Annotated in this window: 16 protein-coding genes; 7 read left to right on the top strand and 9 right to left on the bottom strand. The window is 63.9% G+C overall.

The window, feature by feature from the left end:
• Positions 1-56: 56 nt before the first annotated feature.
• The gene (locus JSS27_16075; GenBank protein MBS0210461.1) at positions 57-1,223 is read right to left on the bottom strand and encodes a DUF1571 domain-containing protein; all 1,167 of its coding nucleotides are present in this window, start codon (positions 1,221-1,223) and stop codon (positions 57-59) included.
• Between the two features lie 489 nt (positions 1,224-1,712).
• On the opposite strand from JSS27_16075, the gene JSS27_16070 reads away from it, so the two are divergent.
• A complete protein-coding gene (locus tag JSS27_16070) occupies positions 1,713-2,372 on the top strand; it encodes an MBL fold metallo-hydrolase (GenBank protein MBS0210460.1) in 660 nt (219 codons plus the stop codon).
• A gap of 86 nt (positions 2,373-2,458) precedes the next feature.
• On the opposite strand, the gene JSS27_16065 is transcribed toward JSS27_16070, so the two are convergent.
• The 4 genes from JSS27_16065 to JSS27_16050 all read right to left on the bottom strand — a co-directional run bounded on the left by JSS27_16065 (position 2,459) and on the right by JSS27_16050 (position 5,342).
• Positions 2,459-2,878 (bottom strand): type II toxin-antitoxin system VapC family toxin, encoded by a 420-nt coding sequence (locus JSS27_16065; GenBank protein MBS0210459.1) that lies wholly within the window; start codon positions 2,876-2,878, stop codon positions 2,459-2,461.
• Complete coding sequence (locus tag JSS27_16060) at positions 2,875-3,066, bottom strand: hypothetical protein (protein MBS0210458.1); 192 nt, start codon at positions 3,064-3,066, stop codon at positions 2,875-2,877. Before JSS27_16060 ends, JSS27_16065 begins: the two co-directional genes overlap by 4 nt.
• A 104-nt stretch (positions 3,067-3,170) precedes the next feature.
• The gene (locus JSS27_16055; protein ID MBS0210457.1) at positions 3,171-4,904 is read right to left on the bottom strand and encodes an FHA domain-containing protein; all 1,734 of its coding nucleotides are present in this window, start codon (positions 4,902-4,904) and stop codon (positions 3,171-3,173) included.
• 63 nt (positions 4,905-4,967) lie between these two features.
• Positions 4,968-5,342 (bottom strand): hypothetical protein, encoded by a 375-nt coding sequence (locus JSS27_16050; GenBank protein MBS0210456.1) that lies wholly within the window; start codon positions 5,340-5,342, stop codon positions 4,968-4,970.
• 364 nt (positions 5,343-5,706) lie between these two features.
• Here JSS27_16050 and JSS27_16045 point away from each other — a divergent pair, with 364 nt between their 5' ends.
• The 3 genes from JSS27_16045 to JSS27_16035 all read left to right on the top strand — a co-directional run bounded on the left by JSS27_16045 (position 5,707) and on the right by JSS27_16035 (position 10,574).
• Positions 5,707-7,752, top strand: a complete 2,046-nt coding sequence (locus JSS27_16045; GenBank protein MBS0210455.1) for a M20/M25/M40 family metallo-hydrolase — start codon at positions 5,707-5,709, stop codon at positions 7,750-7,752.
• Between the two features lie 216 nt (positions 7,753-7,968).
• Positions 7,969-8,766, top strand: coding sequence for a tetratricopeptide repeat protein (locus tag JSS27_16040; GenBank protein MBS0210454.1), 798 nt, complete (start codon positions 7,969-7,971; stop codon positions 8,764-8,766).
• A 170-nt stretch (positions 8,767-8,936) separates the two neighbouring features.
• Positions 8,937-10,574 (top strand): phosphoglycerate dehydrogenase, encoded by a 1,638-nt coding sequence (locus JSS27_16035; GenBank protein ID MBS0210453.1) that lies wholly within the window; start codon positions 8,937-8,939, stop codon positions 10,572-10,574.
• A gap of 120 nt (positions 10,575-10,694) precedes the next feature.
• Here JSS27_16035 and JSS27_16030 read toward each other — a convergent pair whose 3' ends face one another.
• Positions 10,695-12,269 (bottom strand): HEAT repeat domain-containing protein, encoded by a 1,575-nt coding sequence (locus JSS27_16030; GenBank protein MBS0210452.1) that lies wholly within the window; start codon positions 12,267-12,269, stop codon positions 10,695-10,697.
• Between the two features lie 396 nt (positions 12,270-12,665).
• Between JSS27_16030 and JSS27_16025 the strand changes: the two genes are divergently transcribed.
• Positions 12,666-13,322: a hypothetical protein gene (locus JSS27_16025; protein MBS0210451.1), complete on the top strand. Its 657-nt coding sequence runs from the start codon at positions 12,666-12,668 to the stop codon at positions 13,320-13,322.
• Between the two features lie 326 nt (positions 13,323-13,648).
• Entirely contained in the window at positions 13,649-14,596 is a 948-nt protein-coding gene (locus tag JSS27_16020) for a hypothetical protein (protein MBS0210450.1), read from the top strand.
• Between the two features lie 34 nt (positions 14,597-14,630).
• On the opposite strand, the gene JSS27_16015 is transcribed toward JSS27_16020, so the two are convergent.
• Complete coding sequence (locus tag JSS27_16015; GenBank protein ID MBS0210449.1) at positions 14,631-15,062, bottom strand: hypothetical protein; 432 nt, start codon at positions 15,060-15,062, stop codon at positions 14,631-14,633.
• A gap of 68 nt (positions 15,063-15,130) precedes the next feature.
• Positions 15,131-16,408 carry a dipeptidase gene (locus tag JSS27_16010; GenBank protein ID MBS0210448.1) on the bottom strand — a complete coding sequence of 426 codons (1,278 nt, stop codon included), beginning with the start codon at positions 16,406-16,408 and terminating at the stop codon, positions 15,131-15,133.
• 135 nt (positions 16,409-16,543) lie between these two features.
• Between JSS27_16010 and JSS27_16005 the strand changes: the two genes are divergently transcribed.
• Complete coding sequence (locus JSS27_16005; protein ID MBS0210447.1) at positions 16,544-17,233, top strand: SDR family oxidoreductase; 690 nt, start codon at positions 16,544-16,546, stop codon at positions 17,231-17,233.
• A gap of 68 nt (positions 17,234-17,301) precedes the next feature.
• Here the strand turns inward: JSS27_16005 and JSS27_16000 are convergent, their stop codons facing one another.
• Complete coding sequence (locus JSS27_16000) at positions 17,302-17,739, bottom strand: SufE family protein (GenBank protein ID MBS0210446.1); 438 nt, start codon at positions 17,737-17,739, stop codon at positions 17,302-17,304.

Below are 17,739 nucleotides of genomic sequence, written 5' to 3'. Positions count from 1 at the left end.
ACAAGAGCCGGGGGCTGACGCCCCGGCTCTTGTTTACGCTGGCTTGTCCGCCACGGCTATTTGAACTGGTAGTTCGGGTTCTCGATCGAGAAGTCGGCGTCGGTGAAGCCGTTGTTCAGCTTCAGGTTCAAATAGGTGTACTCTTCGCACAACGGCGGTTGTTCGCCGGGGGCCTTGGGCCATTCATAGGCTTCGTGCCGAACCGGCAGATTCAGTTCGTTGTCGATGTACACGCGGGCGATGTGATAGAGGAACTCCTTGCGCGGCGTGGGGTGCGTCACCTGCAGGCAGGTGCAATCGCGGTTGTTGATCTTGGCGCCGGCGATCGTCTTGACTTCGCACTCGGCGAACTTCATGTCCTGTTCGCCGACTTCGAGCAGTCGCGTGGTCAGCTTCAGAATGCCCAAGTCGGTGATCGGGTAGCGCTGGCCGGCCATGGCGAACGAGCCAGTGGGCAGCAGCGAGACCGTGCCGATCAGCTTGTGACGCATGCCGTTGGCGTGGGCCCACAGCTTGCCGTCGTTCTGGCCGGCGATGTACAAGCATTCTTGCCCCTTCAACTTGGCCGGGCCAAGGAAGTAGAGGTAGACGCTGAAGGGCCGGTTGCGGACCTTGACGAACATGTATTCATGATCGTTGAGCGTGCCGTCAATTCGCTCGCGCTTGACCAACGTGGCGGTGTAGTCCTGAATCTTGTTGATTTCGATCGCCTGTTGGCTGGCCCAACGCATGGCGTTGGCCAGCGGGTGCTCGCCCGGCAGCGGTTGCAACCTGGCGGCCAGATCTCCCTGGGCGGCTTCACCCGTGGCCGGAGTGGCCAACGTACCCGGCGCGGCGGCCAAGCCCGTGGTCGCCGGGGCGGGAGCCGCCGACACGCCCGGCACTACGCCATTGGTTGACGCGGTGCGAACCGGCTCTTGGTGCTCGACCGGCTGCACCTGACGCCCCTGGTTGTTGGGGTCAAAGGCGCCAATCGGCTGGACGGCATAGTTGGGCTGGGCGACGGGCACCCCGGCGCGAGGCGCCGCGGCGGCCGGAATGCCCCGCCGCGCGTCGGTGCGCGGCTGGGCCGTGGCCGGTCCCCATTGGGTCGGCTGAGTGTTCGTCGGTTGCTGGGGGGGCAAGTATTGCTGTGCGACGGCCGCGGTCGCTCCGGCCAACACCAGGCTCAACGTGCCCACGCAAGCGGTGCGGCGATTCGCCATCCAACCCAATAACGTCATTACAAAGCTCCTCGGGGATCAAGCAGCGCGAGCGTCGAGCAGGTTCAAGACACAGGCGCGGAACTTGACAGTTTTTCTTCGCAACAGTGGTTTAGGCAGCGTGTTGTATTGCAACGTCCATGCCGAATACAAACGAGCGGAGTGGCGAGCGCCAGATTTGATTCGTGCAACTTCCCTGTTGCGGTCTTGCCCGGCTTGGTATCGCACCGAAAACGTGGGGCTGATTTCGGCGGAAGTGGCGTCCGCGACGACGGTTCGCGCGGCGGACGATCACTGGGGGTTAGCGGGCATCAACATTGACAAGTTGCGCAAAGAAACTGCTCTCGGCCGTCCGTGGCATTGGTAAGTATCGCCACAATGGAATCACCAATTTACAATGTGCCACATGCAATGCCGCCCATCCGTGCGCTGTTCAGGCGCTGGCGACAGCACAGGCATAACTGCCCGCGTAGTTTAACCCAAAACCATCCCACCGCCCGAGAGCAGTTTATGCCTGAGCTGAGTTTTCTGCTGAAAATGATTGTCTCTCCCCCCTTTGGGGAAAACACTTACCTCGTTCACCGCCGCGAGCGTGATGATTGTCTGGTGATCGATCCGGGCTTCGACGTGGACAGCATTGTCGATTACCTGGAGCAGCGGCGACTGAGGCCGGCCGCCATCTTGAACACGCATGGGCACGTCGATCACTTTGCTGGCAATGCCGGCGTGAAGCAGCTTTGGCCCGAGTGCCCCGTGGTGATCGGTCGCGGCGACGCGCCCAAGCTGACGGACGCCGGGTTGAATCTGTCGAGCAGCTTCGGCTTTTCGTTCGTTAGCGCCGCGGCCGACGTGCTGGTTGATGGTGGTCAAGTCGTCGAGTGGGCAGGCTTTACGCTCGAAGTGCGAGAGATCCCGGGGCATTCCTCGGGGCATGTGGTGTTCATCTTGCGGACGGAAGAACCGCCGGTGGTATTTGCTGGCGATACGCTGTTTGCGGGCGGCGTGGGACGCTCGGACTTTCCCGGCGGCGATGGCGAGTTGCTAGCAGCCGGCATTCGCCAGCATCTGTTCACGCTGCCCGACGACACGATCGTGTATCCCGGTCACGGGCCAGCGACCACGGTTGGCGTCGAGCGGCGGACGAACCCCTGGGTCGGCGATGGGGCGTAGCATGCGGTGCTAGCGTGACGCACTGCTTTGCGGCGCTGGCAGTCTGATCGATGCCCAGTGCGCCATCACGCTCGTTTGGCGTTGCCCTACGGCAACGACGCCAAGTCCACGATGAATGGAAAGTCTTGCCGCAATGCCCGAATGAGCCGGTGATCGGCCGTCACTAATTCGGTTTGTTCTCGTTCGGCGAGCGCAACATAGAGACAGTCGTAGACGCCGATCCTGGCGTGAGAGGCAATCTCCAAAGCCCGAGCGGCAAGCGGAAGCGAGGGGTGCAGATCAGGCAGGATCAGATCATCGAAGAGTACGGAAGCCTCTCCAACGATCAGCAATCGTTTGCGTTCCGCCTTTGCCAGCGCGTGAGCAGCCTCTACGGCGAACACGTCAGGAGCGATCAACTCATGGATGCCCTGCCGGAATCCATCGCACAATGCAATCGCGTGCGGAGAATCGACCTCTGGCAAGACCGTTTTGAGGCCCACGGACGAATCGATGACGTATCTCATTCGTCGCGTGTTTCGCGGACGAGTTCGACAGCAACGTTCAGCAAGCCGTGCTCTTTGTAGAGCCGCTCGCGGATTCTCTCGGCGCGGTCATGAATCCGCTTGGCCGCTTCAGCAGCGACCGGACGCTTCTCGGCGCGAGCTCGGTCGGCTTCCTCATGATCGGCTTGTCGTTCCGTGGTCGTGCTCATACCTGAATTATCGGTCATCGGCCACGCTAATCAACACGAGAACCGGAAGAAGCTAAGCGACTTCCGTTACATCCTTGGCAAATAGCGGAACGATTCATTCCGTGCTACAACGTCTTCTCGTGCGGGTCGTCGACTGGCATCAACTCGGTCGGGTGCAGAGGGCTGGCGACCTGGCACGGCAACTCGCAGACGAACCGGCTCCCTTGGTCCTCGGCACTCTCGACGTAAATCCGCCCGCCGTGTTCGCGCATGATCTTCTGACTGACGGGCAGGCCCAGTCCCGTCCCGCGCGAGCCCTTCGACGACGTGAACAACGTGAAGATGTTGTCGACGTCCTCGGCCGGGATGCCCACGCCGTTGTCTTCGATGATCACCCGAGCGATGTGCGCACTGGCGTCGTACTGGGTGCTGACCTTCACGTGCCCGGCATGGTCGGGCTTTTCGCACGTGGCCGGGTCACAGGCGTCGATGGCGTTGCTGACGATGTTCAGCACCGCGCGATGAACCCCCTCGGGATCGAACGTGAACTGCGGCACATCGGCCGCCGGCGTGAAGGTACACTCGACCGAGCGTTCGCCCGCCCGGTTCTGCGCCAACTCGACCACTTCGCCAACCGTGCGGTTCAAATCGCCAACGATCAGCTCCGGCTCTCGCTCCTTGCTGAACGTCAACATGTCCATTACCAGGCTCGAGATCCGCTCCTGGTTTTTCTCGACGAACTCCCAGCCCCGTCGTAGCATTTCTTGATTGTTGTTGGACAGCCCTTCCTTGATCAGGTAGCTGCCGCCGCGGATGCCTTGCAAAATGTTCTTGATGTGATGCGACAGAGTGGCGATCGTCTGCCCCATAGCGGCCAGTCGTTCGGCCTGGAGCATGGCCGAGTAGTAGTGCGTATCCTCGACGGCCAAGGCCGCCTGGTGAGCGATGGCCACCATCAGTTTCAGGTGCTCGTCCGAGAATCGCGAGCCACCCTGGCTCATCAGTTGCTGCACCGACGACGACGTGTCGATGTAGATCGCGCCGACGGTTTCGTAGCGCCCTTGCATGGGGACGCAAATCGCTTCGCGCACGCCGAACCGCACCACGCTTTGCGCCGCCTTCCAGCGGGCGTCGTCCTGGGCGTCACTGGTCAGCACCCCTTCGCGCGTCTGCATGACGTGGTCGAGAATCGTCCGGCTGATTGCCATCCGCTCGTCGATTTTGACACCCGGCCGGTTGTGACGCACGCGCGGCGCAAGCTGCCGGGTCTCGGGATCGACCAGCATGATCACGCCCCGGTCGGCTTCCACCCATTCAAAGATCAACTGCATGATCCGGTCGAGCAGTTGATCGATGTCGAGCGTGTGACTGACGGCCAGAGCCGTCCGGTACATGATCTGCAAATTGCTGCGCGCTCGCGCCAGCCAGGGACTTCCGGCGGCGTCGGCACCGAGATTGAACAGCGGGCTCTGTTCCTCGGGCGCAATCGAGCGGACGATGCGCGAGCGGTCGTCTTGGGCCGCCGAGGGGACGATGTCGACGTTGGTGTTGGCGGCGCCAGGGGGCTCGACCGTGGCCCCGGTGAACAGCATCAGCGTGCCACCCATCTGCACTTCGTCGCCGGTGCGCAGCTCTTGCGCCGTGATTTGGCGGCCGTTGATGAACGTGCCGTTCGAGCTGCGCTGATCGGTCACGGTACAGACGCCGTCGGCGTTGCTGATGATCGCATGCCGGCGCGAGACTTCGTGGTCGTGCAACTGCAGCGAGTTGTCGCTGTCGCGGCCGATGGTGGTGCTCGGAGCGTCGAGCTCGAAGCGCAAGCCCTGGTCATGGCCTCGAAATACAAACAGCGATGGCACGCTTGCGACTCCGCGCACGATTCGATAGTGAGCGAAACGGCTGGCCGCGCGACGATCAAAACGCTATGCCGCGTTCGACGTCCGCGCCGCCAGCAACGCTTCGATTTTACGAATCAGCGGGGCATAGTGATAGGGTTTGGCCACGAACTCGGCGCCGCGTGTCGCGGCTAGACGCGCAGCTTGCCGCAGATTGCCCAATAAGACCAACGGTCGCTCGCTCGACCGGGCCAACTGCTCGCAATTGACCCGATCGTGGTGCAGGTCGGCGCTTTCCAGATCGACGACAATGCACCCGGGCGCGTGACGCTCGGCCAGGGCCAACGCCTCGGCGCTCGATGTGGCGCACAAGGTGCGCCAGCCGCGCTTGGCCAACGCCGTGCAAAGAACCGCGCCGGTATCAGCGGCGTCGACAACCAGGACCGAGTGGCGAGCGTCCATCGGGTTGGCTCCAGTGGCACGCACAGGCGGGGGGCGCGTAATCGCGAGGTGCGTGCAGCGTAGGGGAGGAAGTCTCGGGCGGGAGGCGAAGAATACCGACGCCGGCCCCGGCGGTCAAAGCCAGATTCAAGCTTGACCGGGTAGGGAACGCCGCTGACAATTCAGGGAGTCTCGCCGCCGGGCGATGACCGCCTGCCCCCGCGCCCGCCCTGGTTTCCCTTCAGCTTTACCGCTCGACAGTGTTTTTGCCATTTGACTTGGCCAATCGTCGATCCGGTCGTTGATTGCGCCGCGAGCGAAGACAGCGGCCCCGGGCGCTAGCATGCCGGCAGGAGAATCCTCTTTGACGAATCGAGAACTCACGATGTCACGGTCTCGCCCTCGCTGGTTTGCCGCGCTGGCGGCTTTGGTTCTGGCGCCCTGCGTCGCATGGTTGAGCGCGGCCGAAGAGAATCGGTTCTCGAACTCGGCGGTCGAAACGCGCGTGCTCGACGGGGTGCGCCATCTGGCCAGCGACGAGTTGGGCGGCCGCGGCGTCGGCACGCCGGGCATCGATCAGGCGGCCGAGTACGTCGCCGAGCAATTCGCCGCGGCCGGCCTCAAGACCAATGTCGTCGAGGGCAAGCCGTTCCAAGAGTTCTCGATGACGGTTGGCACCGAGTTGGGCCAGACGAACACCTTGAGCTTTGCCCGCGTCGGTGTTGATGAAAAGACCGAGACGGCGACGCTGACCTTGGGCGAGAACTTCACACCACTTAGCATCGGCGGCTCGGGCAAGATCGACGCGCCGCTGGTATTTGTCGGCTATGGCATCACGGCCAAGGATCTGAAATACGACGACTATGCCGGCCTGAACGTCGAAGGCAAGGTCGTGATCGTCCTGCGGCACGAGCCGCAACAGAACAACCCGCACAGCGAATTCAACGGCACGTCCCACTCGCAATACGCCCCATTCTCGCGGAAGCTATCCAACGCCTACGAGCATGGCGCGGCGGCGGTGATCTTTGTAACCGACGAGTACGAGATCGAAGAACGTGTGGCCCAGCGGCTCAAGCTGTGGCGCAAGCCGTTGGACGAGTTGGTCGAAGCACAGCAGGAGTTCGCGCAGCTCAAGAACCCAACGCTCGAACAGATTGAAGCGCACCGCGAGTGGGTGCAAAAGCAAGTCAACGCCGAATGGCTCAAGAACCTGGACGATCAGGCCGCCAAGCTGAAGCATGAGTACGATCCGCTGCTCGGGTTCCGCGGCGCCGGCGGCGGCGACACGGGCCGCATTCCCGTGGTCTTTTGCCGGCGCGCGGCGATCGATCCGATTGTCCGCGCGGCTTTGAAGACCGACTTGGCCACGCTCGAACGCGAGATCGACAAAGGGCCGAAGCCCGCGAGCCGCGAACTCCCCGGCTGGCGCGCCAAGGGTGAGATTTCGGTCACACGCACCCAGGCCACGGTCAAGAACGTGATCGGCGTGTTGCCCGGCTCGGGGCCGAAGGCTGACGAGACGATCGTCATTGGCGCCCACTATGACCACTTGGGCATGGGTGGCGAAGGGAGCTTGGCGCCGGGCGAAAAGGAAGTCCACAACGGCGCCGACGACAATGCCTCGGGCACGTCGACGCTGATCGAAGTGGCTCGGCAACTGGCCGCGCGCGGCAAGCCCTTGCCCCGGCGGGTCGTGTTCATCGCCTTCACCGGCGAAGAGCGGGGCCTGATCGGCAGCGCGAAGTACTGTGCCAACCCGATCTTCCCGTTGGACCAGACGGTCGCCATGCTGAATATGGACATGGTCGGCCGAATGGTCGACGACAAGCTGATCGTGCAAGGGGCCGACACGGGAACCGAATTCGGGCCCATCGTGGACCGACTGAATGAAACGGCCGGGTTCAAGATCACGCGCCAGTCGGGCGGCTTTGGCCCCAGCGATCACTCCTCGTTCTACGGCAAGAAGATTCCGGTGATGCACTTCTTTACCGGCACGCACAAGGACTATCACCGCCCCAGCGACGACATCGACAAGATCAACGCCCAGGGCATGCGCCGTGTCGCCGACTTTGTCACCGAGGTAGCGGTCGCCCTGGCCGAAGCCGACGCGCGCCCCACGTACGTCGAGGTCAAAGCGTCGAAGAGCGGCATGGGGGGCGGCGGCGATCGCCCCTACTTTGGCAGCCGGCCGAGCTTCGCGTCGGAGGAGCCGGGCTACACGCTTGAGGGGGTCACGCCGGGCGGGCCAGCCGAGAAGGGTGGTCTGAAAGGGGGCGATTCGATCATCAAGCTCGGTGACAGCAAGATCGGCAACCTGGAAGACTTCGACAGCGCCCTGCGCAAGTACAAAGCCGGTGACAAGGTTCCCGTAGTCGTCCGCCGCGAAGGGAAAGAAGTAACGCTGTACGTCACGCTGGAACCGCCACGCTAGCCTTTGGTCAGTTGTCAGTGGTCCGTGGTCAGTTGTAAGAAATACCACGCAAAGGGATCGCCACATGCGCGCAGCGACTCAGTTTCGTGCTGCTAGCCCCTCGTCCCTAACCCCTAGCCCCTCTTCTTCCAACTGGCCTTCTCGCCGGCGCTTCGCGTCGGTATCCTCTCGCCCCCAGTCTGGCGATATTCCCGGGATACCACAGGACCTCTGACCATGCCTTGCGCGCGGTTCAGGCATTTGATTCTGACGCCGGTTGCGGTGCGGCGCCCCTCGACGGCGCGCCACGGCGCCGTGCTGTTATTCGTAGCGCTGCTTTGTGCCTCGGGCTGCGGCGTTGTCGCGCATCGGCAAAACGCCGACGGCGTGCGGCAGTTTCAAACTGGCCAATACCAGGCGGCCATTGCCAACTTTGAACAAGCCATCGCCACCAACCCCGGCGACGCCGACGGCTACTACAATCTGGCGTCGACCTATCACCGGTTGGCCAAGCTGACCAATCAGCCGGCCAATTGGAAGATGGCCGAAGACACGTACAACTTGTGCCTCGATCGCAATCCGAACCATCGCGATTGCCACCGGGCGTTGGCGGTGCTGCTGTCCGAAGAGCAGCGAAATGAAGAAGCCTTCCGCTTGCTCGAAGGCTGGGCGCAAAAGAATCCCAGCTCGGCCGACCCCAAAATCGAACTCGCGCGCTTGTCGCAAGAGTTCGGCAACACGACCCAGGCGCGCGAGCAACTGCTCGAAGCCCTGGCGGCCAGCCCCTATGACAGCCGCGCGCTGGTCGCGCTGGGCCAATTGAACGAACAGACCGGCAACGCGACCCAGGCCTTGGCCAACTACCAGCGCGCCGTGGTCAGCGGTGAAAACTCGCCCCAGGTTCAGTCCCGCATCGCCGCGCTGCAATCGCTAGTCCAACCGACCGGCCTGCCGACGGCCGCTCCGGGCACGCGCTATGTGACCATGCCGGCGTCGAGCGCCCCCGGCCCGACCACGTCGCCGATCATCCGCTAACCCTCCCTCACCGCTGCCAAACTGGGCGATTCAGGCAGGGGGCGAAGTCTCCGGTGGCTTGACCCTCTGGCGGGTAATTCTTATCTTGCCATTTTCCCTTATTTGGCAAGGTCGTTGGCCATTAGACGCCACGACCGTTCGGCCGCTTCCACCCTTATTCAGGCACAGCTATGCCCCGCGTGATTGTTCTCGACACGTTAGCTCAAGAAGGACTCGATATTCTGGCGGCGGCCCCTGGCATGTCGTACGAGGTGCGAACTGGTCTGGCGGGGGACGCCCTGCGAACCGCTCTGGCCGAGTTCGACGGCGCCATCTGCCGCAGCGGCGTGAAGATTACGGCCGACGCCCTGGCCGGCAACAAGCGGCTCAAGGCCATCGTCCGCGCCGGCGTCGGCACCGACAACATCGACAAGGACGCCGCCACGCGACTGGGCATCGTGGTGATGAACACCCCGGCCGGCAACACCCTGAGCACGGCCGAGCACACCGTGGCCATGATGCTGGCCCTGTCGCGGAACATCGCCCCGGCCTACCAGAGCCTGATCGAAGGACGCTGGGACCGGAACAAGTACATGGGAACCCAGCTTGCCGACAAGACGATCGGCATCGTCGGCCTGGGACGCATCGGCATGGCGGTCGCCTTGCGGGCCAAGGCGCTCGAGATGCGCGTGCTGGCCTATGACCCGTTCGTCAGCAGCGAGCGCGGCAAGGAACTGGGCATTGAAATGTTCAGCAAGGTCGTCGAAATGCTGCCGCACGTCGATTATCTGACGGTTCACACGCCGCTGACGCCCGAGACCAAGAACCTGATCAGCCACAAGGAACTCGACATCGTCAAGCAGGGGGTGCGGCTGATCAACTGCGCCCGCGGCGGCATCTACGACGAAGAAGCCCTCGTGGCGGGCCTGAAGAGCGGACGCCTGGCGGGTGTGGCGCTCGACGTGTTTACGACCGAGCCGTGCAAGACGAGCCCGTTGTTCGGCATGCCCGGCGTGCTATGTACGCCTCACCTGGGCGCGAGCACCGAAGAGGCACAGACACAGGTTGCCATCGAAGGGGCGCACCTGTTGGTCGACTTCCTCGGCACGGGCGCGATTCGCCACGCCGTGAACATGGCGGCCGTTGACGCCAAGAAGCTGGCCGCCCTGCGCGATTACCTGGACCTGGGCTATCGCCTGGGTCTGCTGTTGGCCCAGGTGGACAAGTCGCCGGCCAAGGCGTGTCGCTTGACCTATCGCGGCGAAGTGGCCAGCAAGGAAACCAAGCTGATCACCGCCTGTGTCGCGGTCGGGTTGCTGGAAAACGCGCTGGAAGAAGGGGTGAACATCGTCAACGCCGAAGTCCTGCTCCGCGAGCGGGGCATCGAGTTGGTCGAGGAATCACGCGCCGACATGGGAGCCTTCAGCTCGGTGATTCAAGCCGAGTTGGTGACCGAGGCCAAGACTTACAAGGCCGCGGCCACGTTGTTTGGCCAGAACATGCCGCGGCTGGTCCAGTTCGACGAGCACCGGCTGGACGCCTTCCTGGACGGTGTGATGCTGATCTTCACCCATCGCGACGTGCCGGGCATCATCGGCCGCGTGGGCACGATCTTTGGCCAGCACAAGGTGAACATCGGCCAGATGGTCGTCGGCCGCGACAGCGGCGCTCCCGGCGGCCAGGCGATCGGCGTGCTGAACCTCGACGCGCGGCCACCCGCCGCGGCGTTGAACGAGATGCTGGCTCACGCCGACGTGAAGACCGCGACGGTCATCGAGATGCCGCCAGCGGGCAAGTTGCCGAACTGGCTAGCCGCCGCGCCTAAGTAACCGCGGTGCAGACGACGTGCTAATGACCAAGCACCAATGTCCAATGACCAGAAGGAAGACTTTTTGGTCATTGAGGCTTACATGACCTTCGTCATTCGGATTTCGACATTCGTCATTTCTCTATTGAGCCAGCTTATCCAGCGCCTTTTGCGCCGCGTTGCGAACCGCGTCGTCGGCGTCGCTCTTGGCGGCCTTTTGCAGCGCCGGCTTGCCAGCCAGCGGGTTGATCGACCCCAACGCCACGGCGGCGTTGTGGCGGACCATTGGCGACGGATCATTCGTCAGCACCGTCGAGAGGGCCGAGACCATCGCACCGGCTTCGGGGCCGATGGCGCCGATCGCGGCCAGCACTTCGGCCCGAATGTCGGCGGCCGGATCGCCCAATGCCGCATTCAACGCTGGCAAGGCGGACTTGGCCTCGGGCCCCAGTTGAGACAACACTTCGGCGGCGCCGCCACGAGCCGGGCCAGGCTGCAGCGCCATGGTCAGCGCCGGAATCGCCTGCGGGCCGATGGAAATCAACGCTTCGATCGCCGCCATTCGCACCTGGGCGTCGGCGTCACCCAGCAGGCCCGCCAACGGCGTGGCCCGCGCCATCGGCGCAATGAGACCATCAAGCTCGCCCAGCGCGTGAGCCGCGGCGGCGCGGACACGCGGGTTCTGGTGCTTGATCGATTCGATCAACAGCGGCAAGGCTTCGGTGTCGTGGGCGTCGATGTCCGGCTCAACGCGCGTCAGCGCCCAGGCGGCGACGGTCTTCATCAGCGGATCGTTGGCGTTGCGACGAATCTTCAAGGTCGAAGCGGCCGACTTGGCCGTGGGACCGAGCAGGCCCAGCGTGACGCCAGCGCTGTAGCGCACGCTTTCTTCCGAATCGTCGAGCGCCTTGACGATGGCCGGGACCACTTCAGGGCCGGCGGCCATGTGCCCCAGGCACAGCAGCGCCTCGCGGCGGACCAGCGGGTCGGCGTCGGCCGTACATTCTAGAACCTTGGCCGTGGCTGCTCGGGCGGCGGGGCCGATCTCGGCCAATACCAGGCAAACCCAATAGCGGGCTTCCTTGTAATCGAGCGCTTTGGTCAACGCGTCGACGGCTGGCGCGCCCAGCGAAGCCAACGAGTGGAGCACCGGGGGAATGTCCTCCGGCGGCGCATTGCGCAGCAGGTCGACGAACAACGGCACCGACACGGCCGGGCCGGGACGAATGGTGGCGATGGCCTTAATGGCTTGCGTGCGCACCAGCCGATCGCTGTCGGTGGCGCACTTCACGAGCGCGGGCACCGCTTGCTTGCCGGCTTCACCTGTGCGGCCAATCGCATAGGCGCAATAAGCGCGAACTAGCGCGCTGTTGTCGGCCAACTTGGCCGCCAGCGCCGGTACGGCCGCGCTGGCGTCGGCCCCCATGGCCCCCAAGGCCCTAGCCGCGTGCCAACGAACCGCTTCATTGTCGTCGTTCAAGCAGCCCGCCAGGCCGGCGACGACTTGCGGGGCATTGACCCCAGCGCCGGCCAGACTGTCGATCGCGCCCACGCGCGTTGGGACGCTCGGCGCGACCAGCAACTGGACCCAACCCGCCACGTCATTGGGCAGCTTGCCGGGGACGCCCGGCGCCGGTGGCGCGGGGGGCTGGGCCGAGATCACCGTCCCCAGGAAAAAACCGAAACCAAACGCAAGCGCGAAGGGGCTGGGTCGCATGAAAAAAGTCTCAAAGGTGCCGAGTGTCCACAGGGGGTGCGGTGACGCACTGTCCAAAGTCGCCAGCGGGATACACCAGGTGCATCCAGCGTCTGCCGCGGCGGCTGGTTCGAAATCGATCAGGCGAAAAGAGCGTACGACCGCCGGAAGGGCGGCCCGCTTCGCAAGAACCTGCCGGGCAACATTTGAATTTGGAAGCCGTGGAATTTAGTATGATAAGACTAGGCGCTGGGAGCAAGATTCGGTGGCCATAGAAAGTCGGAATTGCCCCCGGCCAGTCTCACTAAAATGCAACGATCAGCGGCGATCGGCGAACCGGCGTTGTCATCCATGCCCGGCGGCGCCGGGTCGAATTCGGGTTTGTGCCCGCGCCACCAGGTCAGGAGATACCGAGCCATGAAACAAATCATTTTCACACTCGTCGTGCTATGCGCCACCGCCCAGGTGGCGAGCGCCCAATACTATCGGCCTTACCGCCATGGTTACCGTGGCTACGGCGGCTATGGCTACGCCACGAGCCCGATGCAAGGCATGGCGTACGGCGCAGCCGCGATGACGGCCGCGCAGGGCCAGGCGAATTTGGCGAACGCGCAAGCCGCGCAAGCCCAGCAGCAGGCTTATCAGATGGCGCTCGACAACAAGTTGAAGGCCACCGAAACCTATTTCGAGATGCGCCGCGTCAATCGCGAAGCGCAAAAGGCCGAGCACGACGCCCGTTACCCGGCCCAGATGTACGGCTCGCCCAGCCTGGCGCCGAAGCCAGTGCAATTGAGCGCGACGCAACTCGACCCCGTGACGGGATCGATCGCCTGGACCCCGCTATTGATGTCGCCGGAGTACGCCTCGTACCGCGAACCGATTGACGGCTTCTTTCGCAAGCGCGCCGAGCACTTGAGCACGGGCGGGCCGTCGGCGATCAGCGATCTGCGTCGCGCGTCGAGCGCGATGATGGACCAATTGAACAAGAACATCAACAATATCAAGCCCCAGGATTGGGTCGACGCCAAGCGACTGCTCGACGCCTTGATGCAGACGGCCAACATGCCGGCTTGAGGTCTGGGCACATGAACGCGAAGCCGTCCTCTTGCGGATAGCGCCGATTGCTTGCAATCGGTGTTGCGCGGCAACAAAAGGCCCGTGCGCCGCGTTCCAGGTGTGGCGGCTTTTATCCAGGCCATGCGTGCCCTGAACCCTCTTGCGGGCGATGCCAGCCCAGGTAGGCGAGCTACCTGGGCTACCCAATTCCGCCGTCGATCGAGCTTCTTGGGTCGGCGATTCCCTTCCGCCCGACTATTCGTCATTTCTGCCCGCAGGTAAGGGTCGAAAAATCCCTCCGCCTCCTGAGTTGCAACCTATTGTTCCCAAGGGAATTGGGAACCATGAGGTCTTCGTCAGCTCAGGTGGCTCGCGTGGTGACGGTTGTTACGTTTCGACCGCTGGTAGTGCTCGCGGTTTGCCTGGTCGCGGTCGGCGCGACGTCGGCCCGGGCGCAGACCATCCCCGACTCGGCCATGCAGTCGGCCCGTGGACCGCTAGAACGCGAGTTGTTGGCGGACGTGGCTGACGGGCGGTTGGATCGTTTCTCGCTGCTGGCGGCCGCTCTGACGGTCAGTGGCGCCGACGACTGGGCCCAGGTGCGAACGCTCGAACAACAGTTCCAGCAGGCCATTGCGCCGGGGCTGGTCGACCTGCAAACCGAGCGCAACGACGCCCGGCGCGCCATTGCCGCCCTCAAATTGTTGCATCGCCAGGTGCTACGCGGCTCGTACGACGCCGACGGCGACAATGTGATCACGGCCCTTCAAGGGGGCCGCTACAACTGTGTGGCGGCCACGACGCTGTACGAAGTGCTGGCCGAAGCGGCCGCCTTGCCGGTGGTGGCCACGGTCATGCCGGGGCACGTCGTGGCGCGCGTTCAATTGAGCGATCACGAGTTGCTGATCGACGCCACCAGCGCCGAGGGTTTCGAGCACATCTGGCCCGCCAATGCCGCCATCACGCGGCACCGCGAAGTGCGCCGGCTCGATCAGGTGCAACTCGTTTCGTTGCTCTACTACAACCGCGCGGTTGATGAGCTGGCCCAGCGCGACTTTGCCGCGGCCTATGCGGCCGGCATGAAAGCCAACTTCCTCGACAGCCAACATCGCGCCGCTCGAACGAACCTGATCGCCACACTGAACAACTGGGCCATCGACCGGCTGCAAGCCGAGCGCTGGGACGATGCAGAGCGGCTGTTGCAGCGGGGCTTGCAGCTTGCCGACAACGAGCCGACGTTGCGTCACAACTTAACGCTGCTCGAAGCCCGGCGTCGCGACGTGAAGCCGTGAAACGCTTGATGCGTAGCCTCGGCCGCGCTAACAATTAACCGTCGAGATACGCCGCGCGGATCACCGCCACGACGTACATGGTCAGGATGGCCCACCAGGTCCACTCGACGTACGCCGATTGCAGTCGGAACAGCCAGGCGCCAATCACCCACGCCATTGCCGTCATTCCGCACGCCGCCGCCAGGTATTCTGGGCGCAGATTCCAACTCAGCATCAGCCCGCCAATCACGCCCAGGCTGAGAAAGAACGCGAACTCGCGCGAGACCCGCGGCCAGGGGCGCGGCCTGAGTTGCTCGTCGACGCGCTGGGCGGCCGCTTCGAGTCGCGCCACGGCCAAGGCCCGCTTCGCGGCATCGAGTTCCTCAATGTCATCGGGCGAGAGCGGGTACTCTTCGGCGGTGGGACTGGCCGGATCGACGTCGCGGGGATGCCGAAGCGTCCGATTGCTGCGTGCCGGGGCGACCATGGGACTCACCGTTCTCAGTCAGCAAGCCGCTGTCTTGACTTCGGAAACTGTCATTGCATCGGGAATCTTCATTTGCCGCGCGGCGACTCGGCGGCCAGTTCCTTGGCGACCGCTTCGGCGCGGCGCATCACGCGCAAGAAGTTCTCGCCGGCGATCTTGCGAATGTCGCCGGCCGAGTAGCCGCGGCTCAGCAATTCCTGGGTAATGGCCGGATAGCACGACACGTCGTCCAGTCCGGCCGGCGTCATCGACACGCCGTCAAAGTCGGAGCCGATCCCCACGTGATCGATGCCGACCGTGCGAACCACATGGTCGATATGGTCCACGACGTTCTTCAGGGTACCGCGAATCACCGGATGTTCCCGTTCCCACTGGTTCATCGCCGCTTCGAGTTTCGCTTCGTCTTGCAACTCGGCGCGCAGCTTGCGCTTGACGGCGAACATCTCGCGCCGCGATTCGATCGACTCGGGCACGACAAAGCCCGAGTAGAAGTTGATCATCACCACGCCCCCTTGCTTGGCCAACTGCTTCAGCACGTCGTCAGGGACGTTGCGGGGATGATCGGCCACAGCCCGGGCCGACGAATGCGAGGCGATGATCGGGGCCCGAGACGTTTCGAGGGCGTCGAACATGGTGTCCGGCGCGACGTGGGAAATGTCGACCAACATGCCCAGCCGGTTCATCCGCCGCACCACATCGCGGCCAAACTCGTTGAGCCCGCCCGATCGTGGATCGTCGGTCGCGGCGTCGGCCCAGGCCAAGGTGTCACTGTGCGTCAGCGTCATGTAGCGCACGCCCAGGCCATACAACTGGTCGAGCACGGCCAACGAGTTCTGAATGGCGTGTCCCCCCTCGACGCCGATCAGCGAGGCGATCTTTCCTTCCTTGTGCAGCCGCTCGATATCATCGGCCGAGAGGGCCAAGGCGAACGTGTCGGGCCAGCGCTCGATCATTTGCTTGATTAGGGCGATTTGATCGAGCGTATCGCGTAGCGCCGTCCCGGTTCGGTCGGTCTCGGCCGGCACATAGGCCGCCCAGAACTGTGCGCCCACGTTGCCGGCGCGAAGCCGGGGAATGTCCGTTTGAAGCTTCGCTTGCAGTTGGGCGATGTCGACTTTGCGCCAGTCCCCCTGGTATTTCGATCGCACCTTCCAGGGCAGGTCATTGTGCCCGTCGATCAACAGCAGCGAGCGATGCAAGGCCGCGGCCTCGGGACTGATCGGCGGACAGGCCGTCGCGCGGGGCGCTTCGTCGGCGCTAGCGGTAGGGGCCAACGCCGCGAGCAGTATCGCGACTAGGATCGCCACGGCAGATCGATGGATGTGAGTCGTCAATGTTGATGGCATTCGATGGGTCCGCTGGCAGAATCAGGCCACGCTTGAGCACTGCCCAAGCTTCTAGCATACCCGGCTGCGCACGCTACGATAATGGCTGCGTCGCGACCGGGGTGTCGGACGATGCACCTTCGGGGGAGAACTCGCATGGCCAAGTCAAAATCGTTGCAAATCGTGATCACCGGCGTCAGCCGCGGGCTGGGCCGCGCGTGGGTCGAGGAACTGATCGCGCGCGGGCAAACGCTGCATGGCTGCGCGCGCGACGCCGGCGCGATTGCCGCCTTGGCCAAGCGGTTTCCGGCGCCACACAGCTTTGCCCAGGTCGACGTGACCAACGATGCCCAAGTGAAAGCCTGGGCGGCTGATGTGCTGCGTACGGCCGGGCCGCCTGACTTTCTGGTGAACAACGCGGCGATCATCACGCACAACGGCCCCTTGTGGGAGCAATCGGCCGCTGAGATCGACGCTATCTTGCAAGTGAACCTGGCTGGTCCGGTGAACGTGATTCGCCATTTCGTGCCGGCCATGGTGGCTCGTCGCCAAGGGGTGATCGTGAACCTGAGTTCCGGGTGGGGCCGCTCGGTGTCACCCGAGGTCGCGCCGTATTGCGCGACCAAGTGGGGGATCGAGGGCCTGACCAAGGCGCTGGCCGAAGAGTTGCCCGAGGGGATGGCGGCCGTTCCGCTGAGCCCGGGTGTGATCGACACCGACATGCTGCGCAGTTGCTTCGGCGGCCAGGCGGGAGAGTACCTGAAGCCCGAGCAGTGGGTCAGCCGAGCGGCGGACGTGTTGCTGGGGCTGGGGCCAGGCGACAATGGCGAGTCGTTGTCGGTTTGAGCCAAGTGGGGGAGTGGGGGTGTTGGGGCGTGGGGGAGTGAAAGACTGCTGTCTGTGGACGGATACTCCTAGCCGACAGCCCCTTTCTTCCTCACTTCGTTGAGCACGCGGCGGAGGATGCCGTGCAGGCCGTTGGCTCGCTGCATGCCCAGCACTTCGTGCAGGCCAAGCTGTTGGACCAGGTTGGCCGGCATCGCCAGCACTTCGTCCACCGGCGCGCCGTGGAACGCGTCGACCAGCAGGGCCACCACGCCCCGCACGGTCGGCGCCTCGGGCGCGACATCGGCCACCATGTGCACGCGGCCATCGACGACGTCGATGTACAGAAAGACCGGCGTCATGCACTCGGGCACGCGGCCGACGCCGGCGTCGCGCTCGGCGCGCCACCGCTCGGGGAGCGGTGGCGCCGCGTCCGAGTAATCGCGCAGCATTTCCAGCCGCTCGTGCGGATCGGCGTCGGAAAAGTCGGCGATAATCTCGGCCAGCCGGCCCGTGGTTTCGGACAT

The sequence above is a fragment of the Planctomycetota bacterium genome, from assembly GCA_018242585.1.
Taxonomy (GTDB): Bacteria; Planctomycetota; Planctomycetia; order Pirellulales; family PNKZ01; genus JAFEBQ01.
This window is presented reverse-complemented; position numbering and strand designations above follow the sequence as displayed.

Bases quoted from the DNA above. Each gene is read 5' to 3' on its own strand.
- JSS27_16000 (MBS0210446.1), bottom strand. From the start codon at position 17,739: ATGTCCGAAACCACGGGCCGGCTGGCCGAGATTATCGCCGACTTTTCC.
- JSS27_16040 (MBS0210454.1), top strand. From the start codon at position 7,969: ATGCCTTGCGCGCGGTTCAGGCATTTGATTCTGACGCCGGTTGCGGTG.
- JSS27_16065 (MBS0210459.1), bottom strand. From the start codon at position 2,878: ATGAGATACGTCATCGATTCGTCCGTGGGCCTCAAAACGGTCTTGCCA.
- JSS27_16010 (MBS0210448.1), bottom strand. From the start codon at position 16,408: ATGCCATCAACATTGACGACTCACATCCATCGATCTGCCGTGGCGATC.
- JSS27_16070 (MBS0210460.1), top strand. From the start codon at position 1,713: ATGCCTGAGCTGAGTTTTCTGCTGAAAATGATTGTCTCTCCCCCCTTT.
- JSS27_16060 (MBS0210458.1), bottom strand. From the start codon at position 3,066: ATGAGCACGACCACGGAACGACAAGCCGATCATGAGGAAGCCGACCGA.
- JSS27_16005 (MBS0210447.1), top strand. From the start codon at position 16,544: ATGGCCAAGTCAAAATCGTTGCAAATCGTGATCACCGGCGTCAGCCGC.
- JSS27_16035 (MBS0210453.1), top strand. From the start codon at position 8,937: ATGCCCCGCGTGATTGTTCTCGACACGTTAGCTCAAGAAGGACTCGAT.
- JSS27_16045 (MBS0210455.1), top strand. From the start codon at position 5,707: ATGTCACGGTCTCGCCCTCGCTGGTTTGCCGCGCTGGCGGCTTTGGTT.
- JSS27_16020 (MBS0210450.1), top strand. From the start codon at position 13,649: ATGAGGTCTTCGTCAGCTCAGGTGGCTCGCGTGGTGACGGTTGTTACG.
- JSS27_16025 (MBS0210451.1), top strand. From the start codon at position 12,666: ATGAAACAAATCATTTTCACACTCGTCGTGCTATGCGCCACCGCCCAG.
- JSS27_16050 (MBS0210456.1), bottom strand. From the start codon at position 5,342: ATGGACGCTCGCCACTCGGTCCTGGTTGTCGACGCCGCTGATACCGGC.
- JSS27_16075 (MBS0210461.1), bottom strand. From the start codon at position 1,223: ATGACGTTATTGGGTTGGATGGCGAATCGCCGCACCGCTTGCGTGGGC.
- JSS27_16030 (MBS0210452.1), bottom strand. From the start codon at position 12,269: ATGCGACCCAGCCCCTTCGCGCTTGCGTTTGGTTTCGGTTTTTTCCTG.
- JSS27_16015 (MBS0210449.1), bottom strand. From the start codon at position 15,062: ATGGTCGCCCCGGCACGCAGCAATCGGACGCTTCGGCATCCCCGCGAC.